The sequence below is a fragment of the Lentimicrobium saccharophilum genome, assembly GCF_001192835.1.
Lineage (GTDB): Bacteria > Bacteroidota > Bacteroidia > Bacteroidales > Lentimicrobiaceae > Lentimicrobium > Lentimicrobium saccharophilum.
The window spans coordinates 438,299-464,806 of record NZ_DF968183.1 but is presented as its reverse complement, the minus strand read 5'-3'; the positions used below and the strand labels follow the sequence as shown (position 1 = coordinate 464,806).

Genomic DNA, 26,508 nt, shown 5'->3' with positions numbered 1-26,508 from the left:
TATTATCCTCAGATCAGAGACGGCCGGAAACGGCCGTTTTTTATTGCCTTGTCAGCAGGAATACGGCAGGCGCCCTGGGGGGCTGATAGCCGGACTTTTTCCATCCGGCAACCGAAAGGGTGATGATTTTTTCGTCTGGCAGGGTAAGGTTGACGGCTAAACAGAGCTGCAATGTATCGCTGCAGGTGCTCAGAATTGATTCCAGCATCTGCCTGTTCCGGTAAGGAGTTTCAATAAAAATCTGGGTAGCGCCGGTCCTGATTGTTTCCCGTTCAATCTCCCTGAGTTTCTGAATCCTTTCGGGAGGCCTTACCGGTAAGTAGCCATAAAAAGAAAACTGCTGTCCGTTGAAGCCTGAAGCCATCAGTGACAGCATAATCGATGAGGGTCCCGAAAGCGGTACCACTTGTATGCCTTTGGCGTGTGCAAGTCTGACCAGTGCAGATCCGGGATCTGCAACTGCCGGACAACCCGCTTCCGAAAGAAGTCCGGTGTTTCTGCCAGACAGGGCCGGCTCCAGAAATGTTTCTATTTCCGTTTCTGAGGTGTGCTCATTTAACCGGAAGAAGTCGGTAACAGTGTCAAAATCCTTTCTGTAGCCGCATTTTCTGAGGAAACGCCGGGCTGTCTTCAGCTCTTCCACCACATAAACATCTATATGTTGTAACAGATTCAGGTTAAAAACAGGCAGCACCTGTTCCGGCGGGGTATCTCCCAGGGTGGCCGGAATCAGATATAATTTCCCTTTTTCTGGTTTCATACGGTTGTTTTAAATGGCAGATTTTCCAGATCGACGTTTCCGCCCGAAAGGATAATGCCGGTTCGTTTTCCGCTGATATTCAGTTTGTTTTCAATGATTGCAGCCAAAGGAACGGCGGAAGACGGCTCCACGATGATTTTCATCCGCTCCCAGATCAATCGCATGGCCTCAATGATGCCCTCTTCACTCACCGTAACAATGTCATCCACATTTTCCATAATAATGGGGAAAGTGAGGGACCCCAGGGAAGTACGCAGCCCGTCAGCGATGGTACGGGGATCAACGGACGGAATAAATGTTCCCGATGTAAAACTCCTGAATGCATCGTCAGCGCCGGCTGGCTCGGCGGCGATCACCCTGATATGTTTGCCGAAGTATCTGGCAGACAATGCCGTGCCACTCAGCAGACCTCCACCGCCCACCGGAGCCATAATCAGATCAAGATCATTTACTTCTTCTATCATTTCTTTGGCGGCAGTAGCCTGACCGGCAATAATGCGAAGATCATTGTATGGATGTATTTCAACAGCTCCGGTTTTGCTTATCACTTCTTTCAGGGTTTCTTCCCGTGCGGCAAGCGTGGGTTTGCAGCGTGTAATGAGCCCGCCGTAGGATTCAACAGCCAATATTTTTATTCTGCTGGAATTCTCAGGCATCACAATATTGGCTTTTATGCCTCTTCTGGAAGCTGCCAAAGCCAGCGCACCGGCATGGTTGCCCGACGAATGGGTGGCAACTCCTCTTTGGATTTCAGTGTCTGAAAGCTGGAACACTGCATTGGTTGCCCCGCGGGATTTGAATGCGCCCGCCTTCTGAAAATTCTCGCATTTAAAGAATATTTCGCCGCCGAACATCCTGTTAATAGTGCTGCACGTAAGCACTGGAGTGCGGTGAATGTAAGGCGCTATTCTGTCTGCAGCCTCCACGACCGATGCTTTGCCAGGTAACATAAATAAATCAGCGTTTTCTGTTTAGAATCTGGTCGATAATTCTGTCGGTAGCTTCATCAAGCATTTCCCATGTTTTTCTGAAATCGGCCCGTCCTCCGAAATAAGGATCAGGTACCGGAGTGTTACTCGCCGGATATGCCATATTCATAATAAAATCAACCTTCTCCATGTCTTGCTGGTTTCTGGCAACAGCAGCGACATCGGCGTAGTTGCGTTGATCCATCACAAAGATATGGTCAAATTCATCAAAGTCAGCCACCCTGAACAATCTTGCCCGGTGCCCGCTGATATCAATTCCGTTTTTTTGCGCCACTTCAATACCTCGCTGATCCGGTCTGTCGCCGGTGTGAAAAGACTCAAATCCACAGGAGTCAACTTCGGCATCAATGTTACAGTCATTCAGTTTCTTGCGCATAATCCCTTCTGCCAGTGGAGAGCGGCAGATATTGCCAAGACATACCATGAGAATCTTCTTCATACAGCAGCATTAAAAACTAACCTCATCACAGGATTCCCGGATGAGGCTAGGATGGTCATTATCAGTTAAACAATCCGGTTCAGATTTTAATTTTCTTTTCAATCTCCTCCACGTAATTCCTGAACTGTTTGTCAGTTTCGATCAGGTTATTCACGGTACGGCATGCATGCAGGACGGTAGCATGGTCCTTGTTACCGCAGTGCAGTCCGATTGTTGCCAACGATGACTTTGTGTGTTTCTTGGAGAAATACATCGCCAGTTGCCGTGCCTGAACAATTTCTCTTTTCCTGGTTTTTGAATTCAGGTGGTCCACATGGATATTGAAGAAGTCGCAGACAATCTTCTGAATGTAATCGATCGAAATTTCTTTTGAGGTGTTCTTTACGAACTTATCAATCATCTGACGGGCCAGGTCGATGGTGATGGCTTTTTTATTCAGTGAGGATTGCGCCATCAGTGAAATCAATGCGCCCTCCAGTTCCCTGATATTTGTGGTAATGCTGTAGGCAAGGTACTCAATCACTTCTTCGGGCATGTCAATCCCGTCCTTATACAATCTCTTATTCAGAATGGCAATACGGGTTTCCAGGTCGGGAACCTGGAGGTCAGCGGCAAGGCCCCATTTAAAGCGGGAGAGCAACCGGGGTTCGATGCCTTTCATCTCAACAGGAGCCTTGTCGGAGGTGATTACAAGCTGATGCCCGTTCTGGTGCAGATGGTTGAATATATGAAAGAAAACGTCCTGTGTTTTTTCTTTACCGGAAAGGAACTGAATGTCGTCTATCAGTAACACGTCAATCATCTGGTAAAAATGGACAAAATCGTTCTGATTTGAATTTTTTACCGCATCAATGAATTGCTGGATAAACTGCTCGGCAGTTACATAAAGTACGGTCTTATCCGGAAAGTTATTTTTAACCTGAATTCCGATGGCATGCGCAAGGTGTGTTTTGCCCAAACCGTTCGCACTATAAATAAATATAGGATTGAAGGCTGTTTTGCCGGGGTTGGTAGCAACCGCATACCCTGCGGATCTCGCCAGGCGGTTACAATCTCCTTCAATGAAATTATCAAACGAGTAGGATTCATTCAGCTGAGAATGAACCTTAATCTTCCTGAGACCCGGGATTACAAAAGGATTGGGAATTTCTTTGGTTGAGCCTTTGTTGAGATCGATGGGCATGGAAACGGAAGGATTTGCCAACAAACCTTTGTTGCTTGTCGGAACCTGAATGGTATAAGGTGGCCTTGCATCGTTAGAGCTTTCCATGATGATGCTGTATTCAAGACGACCGTTCTGACCCAGTTCCTGTTTTATGGTTTTCTTGAGAAGATTGATGTAGTGCTCCTCAAGCCACTCATAAAAAAACTGACTTGGAACCTGAATGGTAAGCACATTTTCGTCAAGCTTAACAGGCTTAATTGGTGAAAACCAGGTCTTAAAACTTTGATAGTTGATGTTGTCCTTGATGATTCTTAGGCAATTTTCCCAGACCTCCTGATAATCTTTTCTCATTCTCCCTTATTATGCAATAATTATTAACCACTAAGAAACTTGCTATTCAGCTTTTGCGACCAGTCCGGTCAATTTGCATCTGATTGTCAGTAATTTTTAAGTTATCAGCAGTTGGACTGATTTTTCAACAAAAATCTCTTAAAAAAAGTTTAAAAAAAAATCATTTTGCTCTTGCTTTTACAGAAAAATATGTGTATCACAAAAAAGTTCAAAACGATGGATTGGCCTGTCATTCAATAGTTATTCAGTTTTTAAATATATTATTTCACTTTCATACGTTTTTCCGAATTTTGAATTCACCTGATCGGCCAATGACCTTCTTACCCTGTAAGTGAGAGAACATTCCATATCAAATTGATTATCAATGATATGAATGTTTTCTTCCTTTACAATCCTCATAACATCATTCATGTTGGCATAATTAAATTTCAACCTATAAATCTCATTTACAGTTTTTTCAACAATCCGGGCCTGGTTCAGAGCCTCATGAGTTGCAGATCTATAAGCATTTATCAGTCCGCTGACCCCCAGTTTGGTTCCTCCGAAATACCTGACCACAACAACAAGAATATTAGTCAGGTCGAAGGATTGTATTTGTCCGTGAATCGGTCGTCCTGCAGTTCCGGACGGCTCTCCGTCGTCATTCACCCTCCAGGCTGCCTTGTCGGACCCGAGTACATAAGCAAAACAATGATGCCGGGCATCATAAAACTCCTTCCTGATCGATTCAATTTCAGTTTTAACAGCAGCTTCTGAGTCTACCGGTCTTGCAAGAGCGATAAATTTACTGCCTTTCTCCTTGTACAAACCCGATGAGGGGCCATTGATAGTTTTGTATGTGTCGTCGAATAACATCCTGTGCCTGAGTAATTATAATTCCGCAATGGAAATCATCTGCCTTTTATGGCTCAACATCAACATGCGCTGTCAAACTTACTCATTTTTTCCTGCGTAAATCCTGCTTTAAGGTTTTTTCTGATGCGCAAAATCGGGAAAATGACGCTTATAAAAAGGCCATTACTCACTTATGGCTTATAAACGTATGTTTGTCAGGGAATTCGGGTAATTTTCAATCCGGCCGTAGTTCATTCCGGGCCATTGTTGAAAATGATCTGTACATATGGTCAGGTCGACGGATATCCCTGACGGTAGATCACACTCAGAGTATTTCTATGTATATTTTTCAACATTCGTCATGGGTGCCTGCTCAATAGATAATTTTGCACATGCATTTTCAAATGGCCGCAATTAACACCTTAATTTATATAGCACTGAAACGAGGTCTCTGTTCCAATGATCAATCAATACGGCGGCGAACTGGCTGCACTACTCACGGCTGTCTTCTGGACCATTACTGCACTTGCCTTTGAATCTGCCAGTAAAAAGGTTGGTTCCTTGTCGGTTAACCTGATCCGTCTATTTCTGGCCATGATGTTGCTGGGAGTTTTTGGCCTGGTGACCAGAGGCAGTTTTTTCCCTTTTGATGCAAGCAGTCATCAATGGATTTGGCTTTCGGTTTCGGGGCTGGTAGGTTTCGTACTGGGCGATCTTTTTCTTTTTCAGGCATATGTGGTAGTCGGGGCGCGCATTTCAATGCTGATTATGGCAATGGCCCCACCCATCGCTGCGGTCACGGGCTTGCTGCTGATGGGCGAAACCCTGGATGCCAAAAGTCTTCTGGGTATGGCATTGACATTTGCCGGGATCAGCATGGCCATCATGGCTCGCAAAGAACCGGGGGCCAGCAACGGAAAAAACCGCTTCAGCAATCCGCTCAGATTCAGGTACCCCGTAAAAGGATTGTTGCTTGCTTTCGGAGGCGCAGCAGGGCAGGGAGTTGGCCTGGTGCTGAGTAAATACGGAATGGGAGATTATGATGCCTTCGCTGCGACGCAGATCAGGGTGCTGACCGGTGTGGCCGGTTTCGTCCTTGTTATTTCAATATATGGTGGCTGGAGCAGAGTGCGTGAAGCGCTGATGCATAAACCGGCCCTGAAACGACTGAGCCTGGGCGCCTTTTTCGGTCCCTTCCTGGGCGTCTCCTTTTCGCTGATTGCCGTTAAGTACACCTCTTCCGGCATAGCCTCTACCATTATGTCTATCGTACCGGTTCTTATCATTTTTCCTTCCGTGTTGATTATGAAGGAGAAAGTAACCTGGCGCGAGATTGCCGGGGCCGTAGTCGCCGTTGGAGGCGTTTCCCTGTTTTTTATCTGATTCCCGGGGAAATGAGATTACTGATGACTGACAAATGAGTCCCATTTCTCCTTCATTGCCCGGCTGATTTCCTGATACTCCCGTTCGCTCAGAACAATCCTTTCGGAGTCGTCCAATGCAAGGGATTGCTGCTCATGGAGTTTTCCATACCATTCCACCCCTTCGGGAAGATCGCCCGGCTTACGTGGAATAATATGCAGGTGAAGATGATCCACACTTTGTCCTGCAGCTACGCCTTCCTGCAACGACCAGTCATAGGCATCTGACCGGTAGATGTCCGTGAGAAACGAAGTAACCTTACGGGCAAAAGTAAAAAAGCCTGATATTTCTTCTTCATTGAGTTCAAACAAGCTGCCGGTGTGTTTGTCCGGAATGATAAGGGTATGTCCGGGAAGTATGGGAGAATGGTTGTATAATGCGGAAAAGCCGTTCTCGGTGGCAAATATCTGCGCAGTGACATGTGAATCGCAAAATGGGCAGTCTTTTTTCATCAGTAATAGTGTGTTTTAACATTGGGTTCGCGGAATGACCTGTATTTCAAATCGTTTTTTCCAAGGCAGCAGGATGCAAAAGCACACCCGCTGTGGTCGCTGATTTCCGTCATCAGATGAAATGTGCAGGGCTTTTTTATACAGAAATGATCGGAACAAAGGGTGGTTTCATTGCAGCAGGAGCGACCTAAAGGCCAGAAGAAATCATTCATGACCCAGGGTTGAAAACCAGAATGAATGGCAATAATTTTTAATGCTTCAATACATGCACTTCTAACAGGCTCATCGCTTTGCATCTCAGCCCCGCTGATCAGTTTTTCCTCAAGTATCCTGTCATTGATGATCAGGCAACCCATCCTGAGCAAAACGCGTTGCATGTGATAATCCATGATGGGTACAAAGTTTTCCGGATCATTAACAGTATAAAGGCCGGAATCATATAGCAGTTTAAAAAGAAATGAGGACTTTTTTCTAACCGGATCGCCGAAAGCTTTTGAAGCAGCAAGCAATTCATAAAATCCACAGCCATTGTTCATTAACAATCCTTCACTACCTGCGAGCAGCTGACCGAATTTGCCTCCGTATTGTCTTGTAATGATTTTACAAAGGTCGTGGTATAATTCAGCCCGCTCGTCAATCCTGTCGAGCGAGGAATCTCCGGCACGGCCGTTGTCGCTGAAGGCAGACAGCAATGCCTTCCTGATGACATTTTTATTAGTTTTTGCAACTACGGTGGGTTCAAGCAGCCATGATCCTTGCTCCGCAAGGCTAAAAAAAACAGCTTCCATATAATCCCACCCGGACAGGTTTTTTTTTGCGCTGTGCAAAGCGTGTGTCTGATGGCAGATTGCCACTGAACCAAACAGCATGCATAGTTTGGTTTCTTCATGCATCCGGGCTTTAAGAAACCTTCTTTCATAAAATGATTGCCTGATCCTGAGCGTGCCGGTCAATAAACCGACAGCCCGGCAACGTTCAGGATCAGGTGTAATCCGTAAAGTCATATTAACATTAATCGAAGACAATCTTCATTTCAACCCTTCTGTTCTTCTGACGACCGGCTGCTGTTTTGTTATCGGCAACGGGACGTTCCTGTCCGAACCATTCTGTGCGGATGCGGTATTCTTCGACACCCCGGCTGATCAGGTAATCCTTAACTGCCTGCGTCCTGTTTTTCGAAAGGGTCATATTGGATTCCGGTTTCCCTGTATTATCCGTATGGCCTGAAAGCTGCACCTTCCATACCGGTTTTTGAACGAGCAATTCAGCCAGTTCGTTGAGTGCCGGGTATGAAACAGGTTTGATTACCGACTTACCGGATTCAAATTCCAGGTTGGAGAATGCCCTGTCGATGATTTCTTTTTCTTCCTTTTTGATTGCCGGGCAGCCATTATTTTCGGGTACACCGGCTATGGTAGGACAGAGGTCATATTTGTCAGAAATGCCATCGCCGTCAGTATCCGGGCAGCCCATAAATTCTTTCGGACCAGGAATCGTCGGGCAGTCATCGTCTTCATCGGGGATGCCATCTTTGTCAGAATCTGCAAACGGGCAGCCACCGAATTCCGGTTTTCCGGGTGTATCCGGACAGAGGTCTGAACGGTCGGGAATACCGTCTCCATCACGGTCGGGACAGCCATTCAGACTGGCAGAGCCCGGCTGGTCAGGGCATTCATCAAGATGATCGACAATGCCATCACCATCTGAATCGGGGCATCCGTTATATTGGGGAAGCCCGGGATGGTCAGGACACTGGTCGTCCTTATCTGCAATTCCGTCGCCATCGCGGTCAGGGCACCCCCTGAGCGCTTCGGTTCCGGCATCATACGGACAATCGTCCAGATGATCAGGGATGCCGTCAGCATCAGCATCAGGGCATCCGCGCATCTCCCAGGTGCCAGGCACATCGGGACACAGATCATTCTCATCGCTGACACCGTCATTGTCTTTGTCGCCCTTTACACTGCGGTACACAGGAATCTTGAACATTATATAGCCATCAAGCGCATAACTCTGTTTTGCCAACCTGTTATTGATAATGGTATTGGATCCTACCCATACGGGACCAAGGCGCAGGCTGAGACCTGCATTAAAGCGGTTAAACTGATCCAGATGAACTGGTATCGCAAATCCAAACCATTTGTGATCGTAACGGGGTGTAAATGTATAGGACGTAACGTAATGTGTTTTCGATATCATATTGGTTCCCTTACGAAGGGCGAAGAAAGGCGTGAAATTCAGGTAAAAACCTGCTCCAAGATTGAAGTCCGCCTGCAGGCTCAGGGACGTTGGAAGTCCCATGCTGTATGATTCATTGGTATTATCATTGAATCCGAAGCGGGCACGCAGGGTATCATTGATATCTGAAATCGAATTAATTTCCATGCCATGAATATACCAATCCCTTATGTCAGCATTAAAATCCTGGCTGTAAAAACCTTTATTGTACCTGATGCTGCCAAAATCAAGCAGAGAGATTCCCAGCCTGAAGAGATATTTATCCTTGTCACCCCTGAGCAGGCCGTCTTTACCGTCCATGGAATAGGTGAATGAAGCAATATCCGGCCGGTACTCATATACCAGGCCCAGATCGAAGCCGATCCCCGGCCCGGGAAGGCTTTTAAATGCTGGATTACCCTCCTCATCAAATGTTTCAGAGATACCATAGTTGACCTTTGACTGAAACAGTGACAATGTATCAGGGCTGTCGAGCCTGTATGTGAGGTCATTGATAAACACATAACCTGAACTCAGCCCCTGCAGGTATTTCAGGGTAGCGCCTCCTTTCAGAAAGTGTTTCTGTTTATTCAGAATTACCGTGGCATAGGTAAATCCGAACTCAGCCCAGGAGTTTGCCTGCATACTGAAGTTTGCATTGGTGAGCGTTTTCCTGAGCAGCGGTTCGTAATCAAATCTTTCGCTGAAGAGCTGTGCCAGGTCTTCCGTGATATTGTCGATGTTTAACATCACTCGTGTCCTTGAAGTGAATCCGATTGCTGAATTCTCATCAAGGTTGATCATGAATGATGGCAGAATAGCACCTGCACTCACAAACCCGTATTTATCTTTTCCGTCATACTTCCGGAAAACGTACTTATCGCCGAAATCCTCGTCCTCCCAGGTAGATGGCTTAAAAAAAGTCTTTTTGTCAAGCGCAACAAAAGTGTTGTTTGCCATCATTTCAGCACCAAAAACTGTCATGTCGAAACGGTAACGGCTATCGGCAATGGAGGCAGGTTGCAGCAACAACCCTGCAGAACCGCTGTAATTGCTCTGTGAAAACGGCAGATAACTCTGTCCGGAAAGCTGCCCGGAAGGCACAATTGCCATCAATACAACAATGTAAGTAAAGCAGTTTAAAATTCGCTTCATGAGGTAACGGGTTAAAGGGTTAATAATTAAAGGTACAAAGTTTCTGATGTGATTGGCCGGGTGTTGAAATCTTTTGATAATTGTACCGGACTAACTGATAATAGCCGGGAATCACAAATTGTAACTGCTGATTTCAGCGTTTTTATGTCTGAAGTGATGAAATGTCTTGAATAAATGAAACTGCTACAGTTCATGAAACAGAATCTGACGGCTACATTATAAAATCTTATTCATTATTGCAGCGAATACCAGCCATTTACCGACCCGGATTTACCCGGCTGCAATCAGGTAAATTGCAATGACGGAAACGGCAATCCCAACCCAGTTGATTGTTTTCAGCTTTTCCCTGAAAATAAAATAACCGGTTAAAGAAGAAAGAATAACCACACTGACGTTGAGCAGGGGAATAAAAACAGAGACCTGTACCAACTCCAATCCTTTGAGCAGATAAAATAATGAATACCAGTTTAATAAGCCAAGAGTTACTCCGGCAAGCAAATCAATGGGCTTTATTTTTACATTTTGCTTCAACAACCTGTAAACACTGATTATGGCCCCAAAAACAAAGGCAACAGCAAAAGCTGAAGCTGCATATGTTACATAGGCTGCCTCATTCCCCGCCGGAAGAAAAAAATGCTGCGTGATTTTTACGGCTGAATCATTCAATCCCATTAACAAAAAGACCGATACAGGGATAAAGATTACATTGGCCATCAGCACGAGGGCCTTATCTTTCTTCAGGGTCAGGTAAAATGCGATTAGAGCCAATAATATACCGGTAATTTTTATTGGCCCGGCTTTATCGCCGATCACAGCCAATCCGATGATAACCGGGATAATTACGGACATTCTGCTGCTGATTGCCGTCAGCGCGATGCCGGCTTTCCGGGCTGATATGGAGAACATGACAAATCCCAGAATCAGCAATGCCCCGGTAATCAGCGACATAATCATCCAGTCGGCCACAGGGGAGAGGGTTAATGTAAAGTTTCGTCCGGTATACCCGAATCCAAACAAGGCTCCTACAATGTAGTTGATCGTAATGGCCGAAAAACTGTCAATCTTATACCGTTCAAAAAGTTTAAAGCAGACCAGAATAAGGGTAGATGCGGCTACAGCAAAAAAGAGATAAATCATCAGGCTGAAATTTGCGCAAATATAGTGAATGGCACAGGACCTTACGGGTGTTATGATGTACCCTGGCGCTTAATGATCAGATAAACAGGTATACCATCGTTTATGGGTTTATGCAGAATATAATCAGGTTCAATATCAGCATAAGGCACCGGCAGATACTGTCCGTGTCCATGGCTGATAACAAGAGAGGCAGTTATTGCGCTTTTACTGATGCTTTCAGTAAATTCAGCCCCGGTCAGTTGAATAAAACTACCCAGACTTAACAGACTGCGCTCCCAGAGGACAGTTTTTCGCAGGATCAGGTTGAATAATTCAGGCAGCACTGATTCCGAGATCACAGAAAGTTCCAACAGCGTGATGCTCAGTCCAAGCACCAGGTGATGGTGATCCTGAACAATGAACCCGGTTTCGGGAAGCTGGTCAAGCAACAGGTATCTGTCCCCTTTATGGTTATCTGCAATCCTGTGAAAAGTGAACAGATCATAAACCAATGCTAATCCTTCGGCACCTGTAAATGCCGGGATATCATCGGGTTGTGCTAAACGGTGATTGTAAAAGGAATTGGTTGAGACACCGGGATTAACCTTTTTGAAAAACTTATCAGAAAGGCCAGTTGATTCATCCTTTTCAGTCCTGCAAATAAAAACCGCTTCGGAAATCCGGTCAGCAGTGTCTTTCGCAATGCCTGTTTCCATCAGCCAAAGCGACATCAAATCTGTTGGAAATGGATTAAGATTCAGATAGAAAAAAACAACCGCTGTGAGCAGCTCATGGTTCTCGGGTCTGGTCAGGGAATATTCATTTACCAGACCCGACAGGGGAACAAAAAAACTGCATTCCTTCAGCAAACCAACCAGTCCTTTGGGGGTGTATATCATTGAACCGGACAATAATCCCGCCGGAGCCGAGCTTAAATCCACCAGGGAATAGCTCAGATTGTCAGGCAAAAATTGTCTGATCAGGAGGGATGTTCCCTTAATTTCATCCCTGATCGCTTCCGGCACAGTAATAGAATGATGGCCGGCATCTATATTATATTCTGTTTCATTCAGGAAAAAACCAGCCATAAACGGTATTTAATTGACAAAGTTATCAAATCAAAATACCCCGAAAGAGAAAACCAGTTATTATGATGGATTTTTCGGATTAATTTTGTCGTTTTAATGAACAGTATGACAAACCGGGAACTTGAAAAGCATCTGTTTAACTCAATAGTGTCAGTCTACGGAGAAAGGGAAGCACGGGCAATTCAACGCTTTCTTTTTCGTGGGCTGCATGGCCTTTCTGATGCAGAATGGTTGTTAATCAGGAACGATGAAGCCACGTCTGAATTTGAATCCGCTGTAAAACAAGCGATTCCGTCCCTCATTCAACAGATGCCGGTTCAATATGTGGCAGGGAAAACCTGGTTTTGTAATCTCGAGTTTGTGCTTAAACCCGGGGTGTTGATTCCCAGACCTGAAACGGAAGCGCTGGTAATGCGGATTGCAGAAAAATACAGTGATTTCAGTGGCTTACGCGTTCTGGATATCGGAACCGGAAGCGGCGCCATTGCTGTCAGCCTTTCGGTACTATTAACCAGGCCCGAAATTACCGCCTTCGACATCAGCGATATTGCAATTGAGATCGCTTCAGCCAACGCTGAAAAGCATAACCATAGTGTGAGGTTTTATAAAGTTGATATCCTTGATAAGAGTAGTTGGCCCGCAGAAGATTTGTATGATCTGATTGTCAGCAATCCGCCTTATGTTAAGGAATCGGAAAAGGTTTTCATGCAGCCCAATGTGCTGAAATATGAGCCGGTGCTGGCTTTGTTTGTTGATGATCATGATGCATTGATATTTTACCGTTCTATTGCTGAATTCGCCTGGATTAACCTGAAGCCGGGCGGTTCGCTCTGGTTTGAGATCAATGAAGCGGAAGGGGATAACATCAGGCAGCTTCTGACTGAAATGGGATTCAGCCATGTGGAAATACTCACCGATCTGTCTGGTAAACAACGTTTCGCGTCTGCCATCCGGCAGGATTAAGCATATTTTATTTTATAAAGGTCAGAGCAGTTTGTCAGCAGTATATCTTAATTTTTTCTTTCAACGGCGGGCAATGGTCATTACATTTTATTCTTTCCGGCTATAAAATAAAGTCAACATTTTGAAAATCAATACAGGAATTACCGATCTTTGCAAATGGTCAGGACGGGAACGGTAAACTTTTTATTGCCCTGCTTGTTCTGATTATCAGAATTAATTGATTACGATGAAGCAAACGATTATTTTCGGAATATTATTTTTCGCACTGGCCTTCTCTGCCTATAGTCAGCAACGTGCTTACTATTATGAAGTAAAGTTGCTTGATAAGCAGTTTTCAGAGTATAGCATTGCCGAGCCGGCAAAATTTCTTTCTCAGAAGTCAGTTGAGCGCCGTTTGATACAGCAGATTCCTGTTAATGAGACTGATTTGCCTGTCAGCTCTTCATATATTAACCAGTTAAAAGACGCCGGTGCTGAGGTCATCTACAAATCCAAATGGCTGAATCTTGTGATTATCAGGGTTGATCGTCCTGAAGTGGCTATGCAGATCTCAAAGAAACCTTTCATCAGGCACATGCAATCAGCCGACCATCTTTTTGCATTGGATACGAGAAACTCAGAGAAGCCATATTTTGATAATGAGGTAATTGAAAAACCGGCTTCCAGGATCAAAGGTCAAGTTTATAAGAGTCAGGCTGCCTATAATTATGGCGCTTCATTGAACCAGGCCCGGATGATCAATATCGACCAGTTGCATGCCCTGAACTTCACCGGAAATGGAATAACCATCGGTGTGATTGATGCAGGATATAACAGTGTGGATGTGATGCAGGCTTTTGACAGTTTACGTGCACACGGACAGATTCTCGGTACGCGCGATTTTGTTCAGCCTGGCAACAATGTCTATCATACAGGCATCAGTACCCATGGTACGATGGTATTGTCAACCATGGGTGGCAACCTCCCGGGACAACTGATCGGGACCGCTCCGAAGGCTTCGTACTGGTTGTTGCGCTCGGAAGATGCTGTTTCAGAATATATCATGGAGGAGTATTATTGGGTTAATGCTGCTGAATTTGCTGATTCTGCCGGTGTTGATATCATCAATTCATCGCTGGGCTACAGTACTTTCGACGATCCCGCCGAGAATCACACATACAGTGATATGGACGGGAATACAGCGGTGGTAACAATAGGTGCGGATATGGCCGCTGCAAAGGGAATCCTGGTGGTGAACAGCGCAGGTAACTCCGGCGCAAATGCATGGCAGTATATCACAGCGCCTGCTGACGGAGACAGTGTGCTTACTGTTGGCGCTGTGGATCTGGCCGGTGCATATGCCTATTTCAGCTCAAAAGGTCCTACCGCCGACGGAAGAATAAAACCGGATGTTACAGCCCAGGGGCAACAGACAATTGTTGCCACAATCCCCTCAGGAGTGGCAGGAGGAAGCGGAACATCTTTCTCTTCTCCCATTATCGCCGGTGCCGCGGCTTGTTTGTGGCAGGCCAACCCAACATTCACCAATATGGAACTGATCAATGCAATCAGGATGAGCGCTTCTCAATCATCAGGTCCCGATAACCTCAAAGGTTGGGGAATTCCAGATTTTGTTCAGGCCAACTCTCTCCTCACCCAATCAGTAATCCATGAGCAAAAAGCCTTTCATGAATTAAAAACCTTTCCCAATCCGTTCACCTCCCGCATAAGTCTGGAAGTAACCGCAAATTATCCGATTGTTCTTGATATAAGACTGATCAATTCAAACGGCAAAGTTGTGAGCAGTCTGATCGGCGTTGAAATCGCGAAGGGTAAAAATATGGTCGCTCTGAATAACCTTGACAGTTACCCTTCCGGAATTTACATGCTTCAGGTGTCAGATGGTTATGCCGTTACAACCAAAAAGGTCATAAAATAGCGCGAAAAATTTTCTGATAGTTTTTCCTGATCCGGTTTTTACCGGATTTTTTGTATTCTTACAGAGGCACTTAAACCTGTTTTTGGTTGTCGATATCCCTTTCAGATTTCCGTAAAAAATGCTGCATGCATTCGTGATCGCTAAAATCTGTTCTAACCAGAGATAAGTTCAGGGGAGTGAGGCAACTTCTCAAGACAGCATTCAGGTATTTTTGTAATGTAAGTTTGTCCGGCCTAAACAGCTCAGGAAATTTATTGAAGAATATATAGTTGATCTCAGATCTGAAAACTTCCGGTATAAGAGCAGCTGGAGCAATATTCTTTATCCGGTCTGTTCTGGAATCGATAGAAGAATAAATTTGTTACAGATGTAAATCGTAGTTATGGATTTAGAATAGTATACAATCATAAAATACTAGAGTACAGTTGTAAAATTTATTAATGCACTTAAAATCAAATTAATAGGTAAATAACTGATCGATTAAATGAACTTATCTATATTGTGTACTAATAATATATTACAAATGTAAACTAACCTTAGACCAGGATTAATACAAGTAGCTCAATTATCTTTATTTCATTAAATAATTAATAATAAATGACATAGATATAATTATCTCTATTTAACTCTTCCAAATTGGCAATTAAATTGATATTACAGGTGTAATTTGATCTAAGTGGATTATATGCGTATATTTTTGTTTACCATTGTACCATGTTACAGAAGTTAACACGAAAATATCATTAAAATTCAGGTAACATTTGTATATGCCATAAAATTTGACTATATACTAAACAATAAAGTATAAATGACATATAGCCAGTAATATAATAGATTTATATGAAGTATCAATGCAGAAAATAACCACATTTATAATTATTAAACTACAGTGACATTATAATATATAAAACATTAATAAACTGCATTGTAAAGTGTGTTATCTGCTTTATACTTTAGAAATATCTGAATTTATTATAATTTACATTATTAACATCCGGAATATTTGAATAATTGTCAGGAAGGTTTAAATTTGTAATTTCAAAACAGCTTACAAATATGAACAACAGGATATCCATGGTGCTGAAGGCAAAAAACATCAGCCCGGCCCAATTGGCAGACGATCTGGGCGTACAACGTTCCGGCATATCTCATATCTTGAACGGCCGGAATAAACCGAGTCTTGATTTTATTCAGAAGCTGATCCGTTTGTATCCTGATATCAGTATGCAGTGGTTACTGTTTGGCGAGGGTCCCATGATGAACCCATATCCTGGACGGGAAGCTGAGCCGGTTAGAAGAGATACCGAGGTAATTCAAAAGCCTAAACCCGTGATGATGGAATTATTTGCGGACGAGACCACGGATCAGGAGAAATATCCTGTTCAGCAGAAGGAAAATACTCCCGAGCATAACATCCAAACGACTGAAAAACAGCCTGATGAAACCGGTTTAAAGGACCAGGAAATGCTAACGCCTCAGCGTGAAAACAGCAACGAACCGGACTCAAAAGAAATTAAGCCAGGTCCGGGCCTAAAAATAGCTGAGAAGTCAAGCGGGATGGCTATGGATGCTCCTGTAGAGGAGATAGTACAAAAAGTGACAGGATTTCAGGTTGGTGACCGGAAACTTGTAAAAATCGTAATGTTTTATTCTGACAAAACCTTTGCTGAATTTTTACCTGAAATGTAAGGGGTTCAGCAACGTTCCAGCGCCGAAAAGAAGAATGCGGCCTCAATGGCGGCATTTTCGTCACTGTCAGATCCGTGAACTGCATTTTTCTGAACTGAAATACCAAAAAGCTTTCTTATTGTTCCTTCTGCAGCATCGGCAGGATTGGTAGAGCCGATCAGTTTACGGTAATCGTCCACGGCATTCTCCTTTTCAAGGATTGCAGCCAAAACCGGCCCTGATGACATGAATGTTACCAGATCGTTGTAGAAAGGTCTGTCTTTGTGAATTCCGTAAAACTCACCGGCTTGTTCGTAGCTGAGTTTGACCAGTTTTATTGCCTTTATGCGGAAGCCGCCCTGTAAGATCATATCAAGGATTTTACCTGCATGCTTATTTTCATAAGCTGCCGGTTTAATCATGGTAAAAGTGAAATTGCCTGCCATAACTTATAGTTGGATTGTTTTCAGGTAAATGTACGATAATTGATTGGTTGCCCTATTAACAATATTTCTATTTTTGTGTTCGATAAAATTGTAATTATTTAAAAAACCTGCTTTGTATAAGTTTAACAGCGAGATATTTTCAGGGGTTAAAAAGCTATTGGAAACTGATGGCGAAATTGTAATCACAACGCATTACAATCCTGACGGCGATGCGCTCGGCTCATCACTTGCTTTAAGCAGGTATCTGAAAAAGAAGGGTAAAAAGGTAAGCATTATTATTCCAAATGATTTTCCTGATTTTCTGAGGTGGATGCCGGGTCAGGAGGACGCCATCATCTATTTTCATCATTCGCATAGTGCGGATGTACTGCTTGCAGATGCATCGGTGATATTTTGCCTTGATTACAATGCCATCCCGAGGGTAAACCTGTTCAAGGAACAGTTGTTTGCCGCCAGGGCTAAAAAGATTCTGATCGATCACCATATTCAGCCTGAAGATCATTTTGATTATATGCTTTCGGTTGTTGAAACATCTTCGACTGCTGAGCTTGTTTATGATTTTATAAGGGCTATGGGTGATGAACATCTGATTGATGTGGAAACCGGGGTTTGTCTTTATGTCGGATTGATGACAGACACGGGTTCATTCAGTTATTCATGCAATTATCCGCATACCTATGAAGTATTGGCTGAGTTGGTAAGGCGGGGTATTGACACAGAGCAGATTCACCGGCTTGTTTATGATACATATTCCGAAAACCGCATGCGTCTGCTTGGATTTTGTCTGAGCGAGCGGATGACCGTGCTGCCGGAGTATGCTACTGCCTACATCTGGTTAAGCAAGACTGATATGGAACGATTTCATTTTCAACCGGGTGATTCAGAAGGCGTTGTGAACTATGCCTTGTCCATCAAAGGCATCAGTTTTGCTGCTTTTTTTACTGAGAAGTCCGACAGGGTCAGAATTTCATTCAGGTCAAAAGGGAACTTCTCAGTAAATTACTTTGCCAGGGAGCATTTTGAAGGAGGAGGGCACCGGAATGCTTCGGGGGGGGACTCATTTCTTTCACTTACGGATACCATTGAAAAATTTTCCGGCCTTTTGCCCCGTTATAAGGAAGAGCTGAAACAGGCTGCAAGTCAGAGCACCATATTAAAATTGTAAGCTGAAATTTAATTTTGAATCTATGAAACCGGGATTTTTGTTTCCCTTTATAATCTTGTTGGTTATTGCATGCCAATCAGGTAAGCAGCGCGATAACACGCGGGAAATCGATCCGAAACTGGTGGAAGAACCATTGCTTCATGCCAACAGGCAGGCGATAAAGGCAGAAGAAGAGCAGATTGCAGGTTTTATCAGTCGGTACAAATGGACCATGGAAGAAACCGGGACCGGGCTCCGCTATTCGATCTATCATCGCGGCAAAGGCCCGATGGCAGAAACCGGAAAAATTGCTGTGCTGAGGTACTCTGTCAGGTTGATTACAGGCGATGAAATATACAATTCAGACAGGGATGGCCTGAAAGAATTTATGATTGGCCGAGGGGGTGTTGAGAGCGGACTTGAAGAGGGAATTTTATTACTGAGGGTCGGCGACAGAGCGAAATTTATCATACCTTCGCACCTCGGTTTCGGGCTGTTGGGCGATCAGAACAAAGTACCGCCAAAATCAACCCTGATCTATGATCTTGAACTTGTATCGCTTCATTAAATTTAAACGCTTAAATATTAAATTCAGAACAAATGAATAACAGAAAACTTGGTTTGGTGCTGCTTGCCATCGGCATGTCAGCCGTTTTTTTTGCCTGCTCAAAGCACCCCGGATTTAAAAAGGGAGAAGGCGGATTATACTATAAATTTCACGAAAAAGGGGATGATACCACTACCATGAAGGAAGGTATGATTATGACCCTGCTTATGAAATATTCCATCAATGATTCTTTACTGTTCAACTCTTCCGATATGCCGGAGCCATTTATGCTGCCGCTGGAGCCACCGACCTATAAGGGGGATATTTATGCAGCCCTGGCCATGATGAAGCCGGGTGACAGCGCTACCTTTATTACCAGTGCTGACTCATTTTTCATGAAAACAATCAGGATGCCCCAGTTGCCCGACTCAAATTATATCGGAAAAGATATCGTGTTTGATATCAGGATGCTTTCTGCCATGACCAGGGAGCAGATGGATGAGAAAAACAGGGCAGAAATGGCTCAGCTAAAGGAATCGGAAGCAACCAAACTGGCTGAATATTTATCAGCTAATAGCATTACAACTGCACCGCTTGAATCCGGACTGTATTTTATTGAAAAGGTAAAGGGATCAGGTCAAAAGCCCAAAGACGGTGATATTGTAAAAATTCATTTTAAGGTATCGGATATTGACGGTAGGGTATTTTATTCTTCATTTGACCAGGGTGACCCAATGCAGTGGGAATGTGGTAAGACCTTTGACAATGAGGGTGCCACAGAAGCCTTGAAAATGATGTCAAAAGGCAGCGAAGTTTCAATAATTGTTCCTTCGCAACTCGGTTTTGGCGAACAGGGCAGAAAGCCAATGGTCGGGCCTTACACTACGCTGCTTTATGATATCAAGATGGTAAGTTTTCAGACACGCGCTCAGTTTGATAAAGAACGTGAAGAAGAACAGAAGAAGGCTGAAGCTGAAAAGCTGAAAGCCAAAGCAGAAGAAGCCGGCAAAATCCAGAGCTATATCAAAAACAATAAGATCACGGCAAAACCCACAGCCAGCGGATTATACTATATCGAAACACAAAAAGGTACCGGCCAAAGTCCGGTTGCCGGAAAAACTGTAAAAGTCCATTACACCGGAACCCTGCTCGACGGAACCAAGTTTGATTCCTCCGTTGACCGTGGTCAGCCGTTTGAATTTGTACTGGGCCAGGGACAGGTCATACAAGGATGGGATGAAGGGATTGCCCTGATGAAGAAAGGCGGCAAAGCCAGACTGATTATCCCGTCAGCCATCGCTTATGGTGAAAATGGCCGCATGCCGACTATTCCTCCGAGCGCTACCCTGATTTTTGATGTCGAATTGATCGACTTCAAGTAAGGATACATTTCATTCAATTAAAAAAAAGCCATGACTTTCAATCATGGCTTTTTTGCTTATAAGATAAATTGAATTACAAATCGGAAGGATCAATGCGATCAGGATTAAATGCTATAAACCAGGGATTTAGCAATGACGGTTTATTATATCGCATAACTTGCATTTCGGGCCAGGTCAAAACCTTAATACCTGCATTTTCTGCTATGGCCTGGCCGGCTGCAGTGTCCCACTCCATGGTTGGTCCGAAGCGGGGATAAAAATCCGCCGAACCTTCGGCCAGGTGGCAGAATTTGAGCGAACTGCCGGCACTCAGCAACCGGCAATCCTTGTTTCGCTGCTCAATTTTTTGGATGATTCCGGCTGTTTCAGACGAAGGGTGTGACCGGCTTGCCAGCACGATCAACGGACCGGAATTCATGATTGCCGGGAGTTTGGTTGATTTCTGAAGCAAATCCGAAAAAGTGTCTTCCAGTATATCTTCCCCCGTCAGGGATTCTTCAATCCTGAATGATCCCAGGTCTTTGCTTCCGAAGTAAAGGCTGCCGGCAACCGGAATGTAGATGACACCTGCAACCGGCTGATTACCAGCCATAAGTGCAATATTGACCGTAAACTCTCCGTTTCTGTTAATAAACTCTTTCGTGCCATCCAAAGGATCAACCAGCCAGTATCGTTTCCAATTCATTCTTGTACCCGATGTTACTTCGGCGCCTTCTTCGCTCAATACAGGAATACCGGTCAGATGCAGGTCCGCGGTGATCACTTCATGTGACCTCAGATCGGCTGTTGTCAGCGGGCTCAGATCGGTTTTCCAGGTAGTTTCCCAGGAAGTGTTGTAAATTTCAAGAATTGCTTTACCCGCTTTGTATGCAGTTCTGATGGCGGTCAGCAATAAATCGGTTGTTGAAGGCAGATGCATGAATTCTAATGGATTGGTGATATAAACAATTGGCAGCCAATGTGAATAGTTCTCGTGAGCTGCACTTTCAGGCTGTGGCCATATAAATCAATTTTTAAAGGCAGGTTTTTGTGATTTTAAGTAAGGCGGTAAGAAGCAGCACGTGACATACATTGATCTGTTTCAATGATTCTTAAGCATTTCCTGCAAGGCGAACATCTCATCGCGCAGCCTGGCAGCTTCGATAAAATCAAGTTCTTTTGCGGCTTTTTCCATTGCTTTCCGGGTCTGAATCACCGCTTTCTCCAGTTGCTCTTTGCTCATATATTTTACAACAGGGTCAGCCGCGATGCTTAACGCTTCCTGTTCAATATAAGCTTTGGATGCCTTGCCGGAAGCGCTTGCCACGGCGGTCTGCCCGATGATGGAGGTCATCGATTTAATAATCTGTCTGGGAATGATATTGTTAGCCGTATTATAGGCGATCTGCTTTTCACGGCGTCGGTTGGTTTCATCAATGGAGCGACGCATGGAGTCGGTAATCTTATCCGCATACATAATCACCTTGCTGTTGATGTTGCGTGCAGCCCGCCCGGCTGTCTGGGTAAGTGACCGTTCCGAGCGCAGGAAACCTTCCTTATCGGCGTCCAGAATGGCGACCAATGAAACTTCGGGAAGGTCAAGCCCTTCGCGCAGCAGGTTAACGCCTACGAGGACGTCAAAGTTCCCGAGTCTGAGATCGCGCAGGATTTCCACCCTTTCGATGGTATCCACATCGGAATGTATATAACGGCAGTTAATATCCAGTTTAGTGAGGTACTTGGTGAGTTCTTCCGCCATTCGTTTGGTAAGTGTGGTTACCAGGGTCCGGCCGCCGGCCTCGACAGTACGGGCGATTTCGTCGAGAAGGTCATCAACCTGATTGAGGCTGGGCCTGATTTCCACCGGAGGGTCCAGCAGCCCGGTCGGCCTGATGAGTTGCTCAACGACCACGCCTTCTGATTTCTGAAGTTCAAAATCGGCAGGGGTGGCGCTTACATAGATGGTTTGTCCCGTCATTCCTTCAAATTCCTCGAATTTCAGCGGACGGTTATCCAGTGCGGAGGGCAACCTGAAACCATACTCCACCAGGGTTTGTTTTCGTGAACGGTCCCCGCCGTACATGGCCCTGATCTGCGAAACCGTCACATGGCTCTCATCAATCACTGTGATAAAATCATCCGGGAAATAGTCAAGCAGGCAAAATGGCCTGGATCCGGCGCTTCTGCCATCAAAATAGCGCGAATAATTCTCAATCCCGCTGCAATAGCCCAGTTCCCTCATCATTTCGATGTCATAGCTCACCCTGTCCTCCAGCCTCCTGGCCTCAAGTGATTTGCCGGTTTCGTTAAAATACTCAACCTGCGACATCATATCATACTGGATCTGCTCTATGGCATCTTTCATCTTTTCTTTGGAAGTCACAAAAATATTGGCCGGATAGATATTGATCCTGTCCAGTTTTTCTATAACGGTGCCATCAGATGGATTAAAAGACTCAATGGTTTCAATTTCATCATCCCAGAAAATAATCCGGACAGCATAATCGGCGTAGGCCGGAAAAATATCTACCGTATCGCCTTTTACCCTGAAGTTTCCACGGTTGAATTCTGCTTCCGTCCGGTTGTAAAGCCCTTCAACAAAAGCCCATAATAACTTGTTCCTGCTGATTTTATCACCGGTTTTAAGGCGGATCACATTATTCGCAAAATCATCAGGATTACCGATTCCGTATATGCATGAAACCGAAGAAACCACGATTACATCTCTTCTTCCCGAGAGCAGGGCTGATGTTGCACTCAACCTCAGTTTTTCAATTTCATCATTGATGGAGAGGTCCTTTTCAATATATGTGTTGGTTGTTGGGATGAAGGCTTCAGGCTGATAGTAGTCGTAATAGGACACAAAATATTCAACCGCGTTATCGGGGAAGAACTGCTTAAACTCCCCGTAAAGCTGGGCTGCCAGGGTTTTATTGTGGCTTAGAATCAGGGCAGGGCGGTTAACTTCCCTGATGACATTGGCTATGGTAAAGGTTTTGCCCGATCCGGTAACGCCAAGCAATACCTGGGCCGGATCACCACGTCTGAGTCCTTCAACCAGCTGGCGTATGGCTTCAGGCTGGTCACCGGTCGGCGTAAAATCGGCAGTTAATTTGAAATCCATGATTCAGCAGTGAATGGTTTACAAAGGTAAGACATCACGGGCAATGTGGCGAAGTTTTCCTGAGCGCCTGTTCATTGTAACTTCTGGTTTAATTACTATTATTGAAAGAGAATCTTACTTCAATGGGGTAATGATCGGAATATCCCGTCAGTTTTCTCTCGTAGGATAAAATTTTTATTTGCGGAGAAGCAAATACATGATCAATGCGGATAGGGTAGTGGCTTTCGGAAAAGGTACTTATAAATCCCTGACCTCCTGATTTAAAGCTGTCGCACAATCCTTTGGATATAATTCTGTAGGCAAACGAAGCCGGCGTGTCGTTAAAGTCTCCGGCAACAATCACAGGCCACGGGCTTTGCTGAATATGCTGCGCCAGGCATTTTACCTGATAAGCCCTCAGAATAAATGCCCTACGCAGTTTTGCTGCCGTTATCCAGCCCTGACGGAGTGTCGATTTTTTAATGTATCCGGTGGTGGAATTATTCAGCAGCGTCCGCTCTTCTTTAAGCATCAGACTCTGCAGGTGGACATTATAGACCCTGACTGTTCCTTTGGGGAACGAAATATCAGTATAAATGGCAAAATCCTCAATATCAGGAGAAAATACAGCGCCCTGGTTCTGTACCTTTAGTCTGGTGGATGTCATCAAAACGCTCTCCAGGTATATGCCGTCAGGCTCATACCATGAAAGATGATTATGGCGCAGCAGGGGCGGGATATTCATATTTCTGTTAAAGCCGCCCGACGGATTTCGCCGGACCGGATACTCCTGCATACAAATAAGATCGGCGTTTTCCTGAGTGTAAAGATCTTGAATACGGAACTGAACATCAAAAACTGAGTGTTCTCCGCTGATATCAGAAAAGCCATGTACGTTATAGGAGATAAGTGTATAGGCATCCCTGACGTTCATTTCATGTCTGTCCGGACCAGCTATGCCAAAATGTCTGAGCATAAGCGGTAAACCGGCCAGCAAGGTGATCAGGATGACCTTTGACATTACTTTGTTTCTGATATTGACCAGGACATTTAAAAGGTTGGCCAGCCAAAGCAGGGGATAAGCAAGGCCAAAAAATGCGAAAATCCAGCATTGATAAGGATCAATATGTGGAGAGACCATCGCGGCGATCAAAGCGGCAAGCAAGAGAAAACCCGATAACCTGAAAAGCAGCCGGAAAATCGTGTTAATGAACTTCATCACTCATCTTTCAAAACCAACGAGAGGTTTGCAACGACAGGGTAATGGTCCGAAAGCGGTTCTCTTATCCTGGAAAAGCTGTTGGCAGAAAACCTGTTTTCGTCATGCAGAATATAATCGATCCTGAAAGAAGGCAGGGCGCCCGCATATGTCTGGCTGAATCCCTGACCTCCGGTACGGAAAGCGTCATTAAGTTTTCCTGAAATGGTATGATAGGCATAGGATGACGGAGTATCGTTAAAATCGCCGCATACGATTACAGGATAAGGGGAACTGTTGATTTCTTCCGATAATTTGCGGGATTGCCTGGCTCTGGAGATAAAGGCACGTTTCAGTTTCTGCAATATCTTCAGTGAATTTTCCGCGAATACCTCCTGGTCTTCCTGATTTTTCCTCAGGTCCGTTACAAACAGATAATCCTCCCGGCTGAATTTGATGGATTCAAGATGCACATTGAAAAGTCTGATGGTGTCCTGTCCTATCAGAATATCGGAAAACTGGCAGAAATTAACGGGATTATCTTCAAAACGGACAATTCCTGTGCCTGTCAGCGGCCAGCGGCTGAAGACTGCAATGCCGTATGGTTTGTCCTTTCCGTCCATGCTGACATGAGCGATGTATTTGTGCTTCAGCCCGGTATATTTAATAATGGAATCACATATATCCACTTTACCTGAACGTCCGGCATGATACTCCTGAATACATAGCAGATCGGGCTTTTGTTCAGCGAGAAGCTGAAATTGCCTGGCGGCGTTTTCACTAATTTTATTTTTTTTCCAGTTATAAAGATCAAAGAGTCTGACATTGTAGCTCATCACGTTTATGCCGGTGCTATCGGCTGGCCGGCCAGATCCGGTATGAAATCTGTAATATCCGCCAAGCCGCGACCAGCTGATTATCAATACAGAAACAGAAAGCAATGCAATATATTTTTTTCCGGTAATCAGCCAGAAAATTGCAAAAGCAATGTTTGCCAGAGCCAGATAAGGGAAAGCCAGTCCTGCAAAAGCGAAAATCCAGTTGCGATCAGGCGGGATATACGCAGCGGCATATCCCATGGCAAAAAGGACCACTACGATGAGGTTAGCTGTAAAAAACAGGCCCTTAAAGAGTGGAAACTTTCGTCGTCCTTTTTTTACAGCTGTCATGGGCTGAAAATTATTTTTTGCTGTTGGAAAAAAGCAATTCCTTTTCTTCTTTGGTCAGGCTGTCATACCCTGACCTGGATATTTTGTCAAGGATGGAGTCAATCTTCCTTTGATTCATGACTTTCAGCTTGTTGTATTCCTCGTCGGTAAGCGGTTTGTTACCTCTAAACACTTTTAATTTCGGCTTTCTTCTCCTTTTGAAAGGGTTTGAAAGACTGAATCCTGAATGCATGAAAATTCTGGTCGGATCAAACGCGGGGAGCATCTTAACCCAGGCAAAACCCCACAAAGCCCCGCCAAGATGGGCAATATGTCCTCCGGCATTTCCCGAATTCAGCATAAGCAGATCCATCAGAATGGAAAAGATGGCTATATATTTGATTTTGACCGGGCCAAGGAATAACAGGTGGATGGTATACTCCGGAACATAAAAAGCGATGGACACCACAATGGCCAGTACTGAGGCCGAAGCGCCCAGTGCCAGCGCGGATTCCCGGGCAAGTGAAAACACCGGAAAAATATTGAATGCCAGTACATAAAGCAGTGCCCCGGCTATACCTCCAAAAAGATAAGTCCCGAGAAGCTGTCTTTGAGACAGATATTTCACAAAGATCAACCCAAACCAATACAACCACAAGAGGTTGAATAAAATATGAAGGAAGTCCAGATGCAGGAACATATAGGTAAGAATCGTCCAGGGGCGGGTCAGCAGGTCGCCGGTATTTGCCGGTATGGCGAATGCCATCATCAGCCATTCTGAAACGCCTGAACTATAGGTTCCGTTTGCAGCTGATTCAGGAGAGGTAAACAAAAAGGCAAAACTCCTGAGTAACAGAGTTGCCAGCCAGACGAAAATATTGACAAGGATAAGCATGGGCAATGCTTCGCGCCGGCTGAAGAAAATCCTGATCCGTTCAATGATGGAAACCTGTTGAAACATCTGCAAACAATTTTACGGATGATTGATCCGGTGATTCATTTGATGGTTTGGAGTACCCTCACA

General features: G+C 44.6%; 23 protein-coding genes. 7 read left to right on the top strand and 16 right to left on the bottom strand.

From position 1 onward, the window contains the following. Positions 1–40: 40 nt before the first annotated feature. The 5 genes from TBC1_RS13860 to TBC1_RS13840 form a co-directional block, all read right to left on the bottom strand. Positions 41–760, bottom strand: coding sequence for an SAM-dependent methyltransferase (locus tag TBC1_RS13860; RefSeq protein WP_062044152.1), 720 nt, complete (start codon positions 758–760; stop codon positions 41–43). Then, positions 757–1,710, bottom strand: a complete 954-nt coding sequence (locus TBC1_RS13855) for a pyridoxal-phosphate dependent enzyme (protein ID WP_062044139.1) — start codon at positions 1,708–1,710, stop codon at positions 757–759. The genes TBC1_RS13860 and TBC1_RS13855 overlap by 4 nt, the downstream gene beginning before the upstream one ends. 7 nt (positions 1,711–1,717) lie before the next feature. Further along, positions 1,718–2,188 carry a low molecular weight protein-tyrosine-phosphatase gene (locus tag TBC1_RS13850; RefSeq protein ID WP_062044136.1) on the bottom strand — a complete coding sequence of 157 codons (471 nt, stop codon included), beginning with the start codon at positions 2,186–2,188 and terminating at the stop codon, positions 1,718–1,720. Between the two features lie 79 nt (positions 2,189–2,267). Further along, positions 2,268–3,704 carry a chromosomal replication initiator protein DnaA gene (gene dnaA, locus TBC1_RS13845; protein WP_062044134.1) on the bottom strand — a complete coding sequence of 479 codons (1,437 nt, stop codon included), beginning with the start codon at positions 3,702–3,704 and terminating at the stop codon, positions 2,268–2,270. A 240-nt stretch (positions 3,705–3,944) separates the two neighbouring features. Continuing rightward, positions 3,945–4,559, bottom strand: a complete 615-nt coding sequence (locus TBC1_RS13840; protein WP_062044131.1) for an IMPACT family protein — start codon at positions 4,557–4,559, stop codon at positions 3,945–3,947. A gap of 438 nt (positions 4,560–4,997) precedes the next feature. Between TBC1_RS13840 and TBC1_RS13835 the strand changes: the two genes are divergently transcribed. Beyond that, positions 4,998–5,921, top strand: coding sequence for a DMT family transporter (locus tag TBC1_RS13835; RefSeq protein WP_062044128.1), 924 nt, complete (start codon positions 4,998–5,000; stop codon positions 5,919–5,921). 17 nt (positions 5,922–5,938) lie between these two features. On the opposite strand, the gene TBC1_RS13830 is transcribed toward TBC1_RS13835, so the two are convergent. The 5 genes from TBC1_RS13830 to TBC1_RS13810 form a co-directional block, all read right to left on the bottom strand. After that, the gene (locus TBC1_RS13830; protein WP_062044125.1) at positions 5,939–6,412 is read right to left on the bottom strand and encodes an HIT family protein; all 474 of its coding nucleotides are present in this window, start codon (positions 6,410–6,412) and stop codon (positions 5,939–5,941) included. Then, on the bottom strand, positions 6,412–7,416 hold the full coding sequence (locus TBC1_RS13825; protein ID WP_062044122.1) for a hypothetical protein: 1,005 nt from the start codon (positions 7,414–7,416) through the stop codon (positions 6,412–6,414). Before TBC1_RS13825 ends, TBC1_RS13830 begins: the two co-directional genes overlap by 1 nt. A 7-nt stretch (positions 7,417–7,423) precedes the next feature. Then, the gene (locus TBC1_RS13820; RefSeq protein WP_082189637.1) at positions 7,424–9,784 is read right to left on the bottom strand and encodes a DUF5723 family protein; all 2,361 of its coding nucleotides are present in this window, start codon (positions 9,782–9,784) and stop codon (positions 7,424–7,426) included. A 270-nt stretch (positions 9,785–10,054) separates the two neighbouring features. Then, on the bottom strand, positions 10,055–10,921 hold the full coding sequence (locus TBC1_RS13815) for a hypothetical protein (RefSeq protein ID WP_062044115.1): 867 nt from the start codon (positions 10,919–10,921) through the stop codon (positions 10,055–10,057). A 50-nt stretch (positions 10,922–10,971) separates the two neighbouring features. Continuing rightward, positions 10,972–11,988 (bottom strand): hypothetical protein, encoded by a 1,017-nt coding sequence (locus TBC1_RS13810; protein WP_062044113.1) that lies wholly within the window; start codon positions 11,986–11,988, stop codon positions 10,972–10,974. A gap of 105 nt (positions 11,989–12,093) precedes the next feature. Between TBC1_RS13810 and prmC the strand changes: the two genes are divergently transcribed. From prmC to TBC1_RS13795, 3 genes are all read left to right on the top strand, one after another. Continuing rightward, positions 12,094–12,951, top strand: coding sequence for a peptide chain release factor N(5)-glutamine methyltransferase (gene prmC / locus TBC1_RS13805; protein WP_236695677.1), 858 nt, complete (start codon positions 12,094–12,096; stop codon positions 12,949–12,951). 226 nt (positions 12,952–13,177) lie between these two features. Beyond that, positions 13,178–14,869 (top strand): S8 family serine peptidase, encoded by a 1,692-nt coding sequence (locus tag TBC1_RS13800; RefSeq protein WP_062044107.1) that lies wholly within the window; start codon positions 13,178–13,180, stop codon positions 14,867–14,869. Positions 14,870–15,925: 1,056 nt separating this feature from the next. Then, a complete protein-coding gene (locus tag TBC1_RS13795) occupies positions 15,926–16,558 on the top strand; it encodes a helix-turn-helix domain-containing protein (protein ID WP_137305736.1) in 633 nt (210 codons plus the stop codon). A 5-nt stretch (positions 16,559–16,563) separates the two neighbouring features. On the opposite strand, the gene TBC1_RS13790 is transcribed toward TBC1_RS13795, so the two are convergent. Then, positions 16,564–16,983, bottom strand: coding sequence for a nucleoside-diphosphate kinase (locus TBC1_RS13790; protein ID WP_062044101.1), 420 nt, complete (start codon positions 16,981–16,983; stop codon positions 16,564–16,566). Positions 16,984–17,095: 112 nt separating this feature from the next. Here TBC1_RS13790 and TBC1_RS13785 point away from each other — a divergent pair, with 112 nt between their 5' ends. From TBC1_RS13785 to TBC1_RS13775, 3 genes are read left to right on the top strand one after another with little or no spacing between them, the layout of a single operon-like run. Beyond that, on the top strand, positions 17,096–18,148 hold the full coding sequence (locus tag TBC1_RS13785; protein WP_201781694.1) for a DHH family phosphoesterase: 1,053 nt from the start codon (positions 17,096–17,098) through the stop codon (positions 18,146–18,148). A 22-nt stretch (positions 18,149–18,170) separates the two neighbouring features. Next, positions 18,171–18,695 carry an FKBP-type peptidyl-prolyl cis-trans isomerase gene (locus TBC1_RS13780; protein WP_062044099.1) on the top strand — a complete coding sequence of 175 codons (525 nt, stop codon included), beginning with the start codon at positions 18,171–18,173 and terminating at the stop codon, positions 18,693–18,695. A gap of 32 nt (positions 18,696–18,727) precedes the next feature. Further along, entirely contained in the window at positions 18,728–20,056 is a 1,329-nt protein-coding gene (locus TBC1_RS13775; protein ID WP_062044097.1) for an FKBP-type peptidyl-prolyl cis-trans isomerase, read from the top strand. 73 nt (positions 20,057–20,129) lie between these two features. On the opposite strand, the gene cysQ is transcribed toward TBC1_RS13775, so the two are convergent. The 5 genes from cysQ to TBC1_RS13750 all read right to left on the bottom strand — a co-directional run bounded on the left by cysQ (position 20,130) and on the right by TBC1_RS13750 (position 26,445). Beyond that, positions 20,130–20,975 (bottom strand): 3'(2'),5'-bisphosphate nucleotidase CysQ, encoded by an 846-nt coding sequence (gene cysQ / locus TBC1_RS13770; protein WP_062044094.1) that lies wholly within the window; start codon positions 20,973–20,975, stop codon positions 20,130–20,132. Positions 20,976–21,137: 162 nt separating this feature from the next. Continuing rightward, positions 21,138–23,159: an excinuclease ABC subunit UvrB gene (gene uvrB / locus TBC1_RS13765; RefSeq protein WP_062044090.1), complete on the bottom strand. Its 2,022-nt coding sequence runs from the start codon at positions 23,157–23,159 to the stop codon at positions 21,138–21,140. Between the two features lie 88 nt (positions 23,160–23,247). Continuing rightward, positions 23,248–24,357 carry an endonuclease/exonuclease/phosphatase family protein gene (locus TBC1_RS13760; protein ID WP_062044089.1) on the bottom strand — a complete coding sequence of 370 codons (1,110 nt, stop codon included), beginning with the start codon at positions 24,355–24,357 and terminating at the stop codon, positions 23,248–23,250. Beyond that, positions 24,357–25,505: an endonuclease/exonuclease/phosphatase family protein gene (locus TBC1_RS13755; protein ID WP_062044085.1), complete on the bottom strand. Its 1,149-nt coding sequence runs from the start codon at positions 25,503–25,505 to the stop codon at positions 24,357–24,359. Before TBC1_RS13755 ends, TBC1_RS13760 begins: the two co-directional genes overlap by 1 nt. Before the next feature lie 10 nt (positions 25,506–25,515). Then, positions 25,516–26,445: a rhomboid family intramembrane serine protease gene (locus tag TBC1_RS13750; protein WP_062044083.1), complete on the bottom strand. Its 930-nt coding sequence runs from the start codon at positions 26,443–26,445 to the stop codon at positions 25,516–25,518. Between the last annotated feature and the right edge of the window lie 63 nt (positions 26,446–26,508).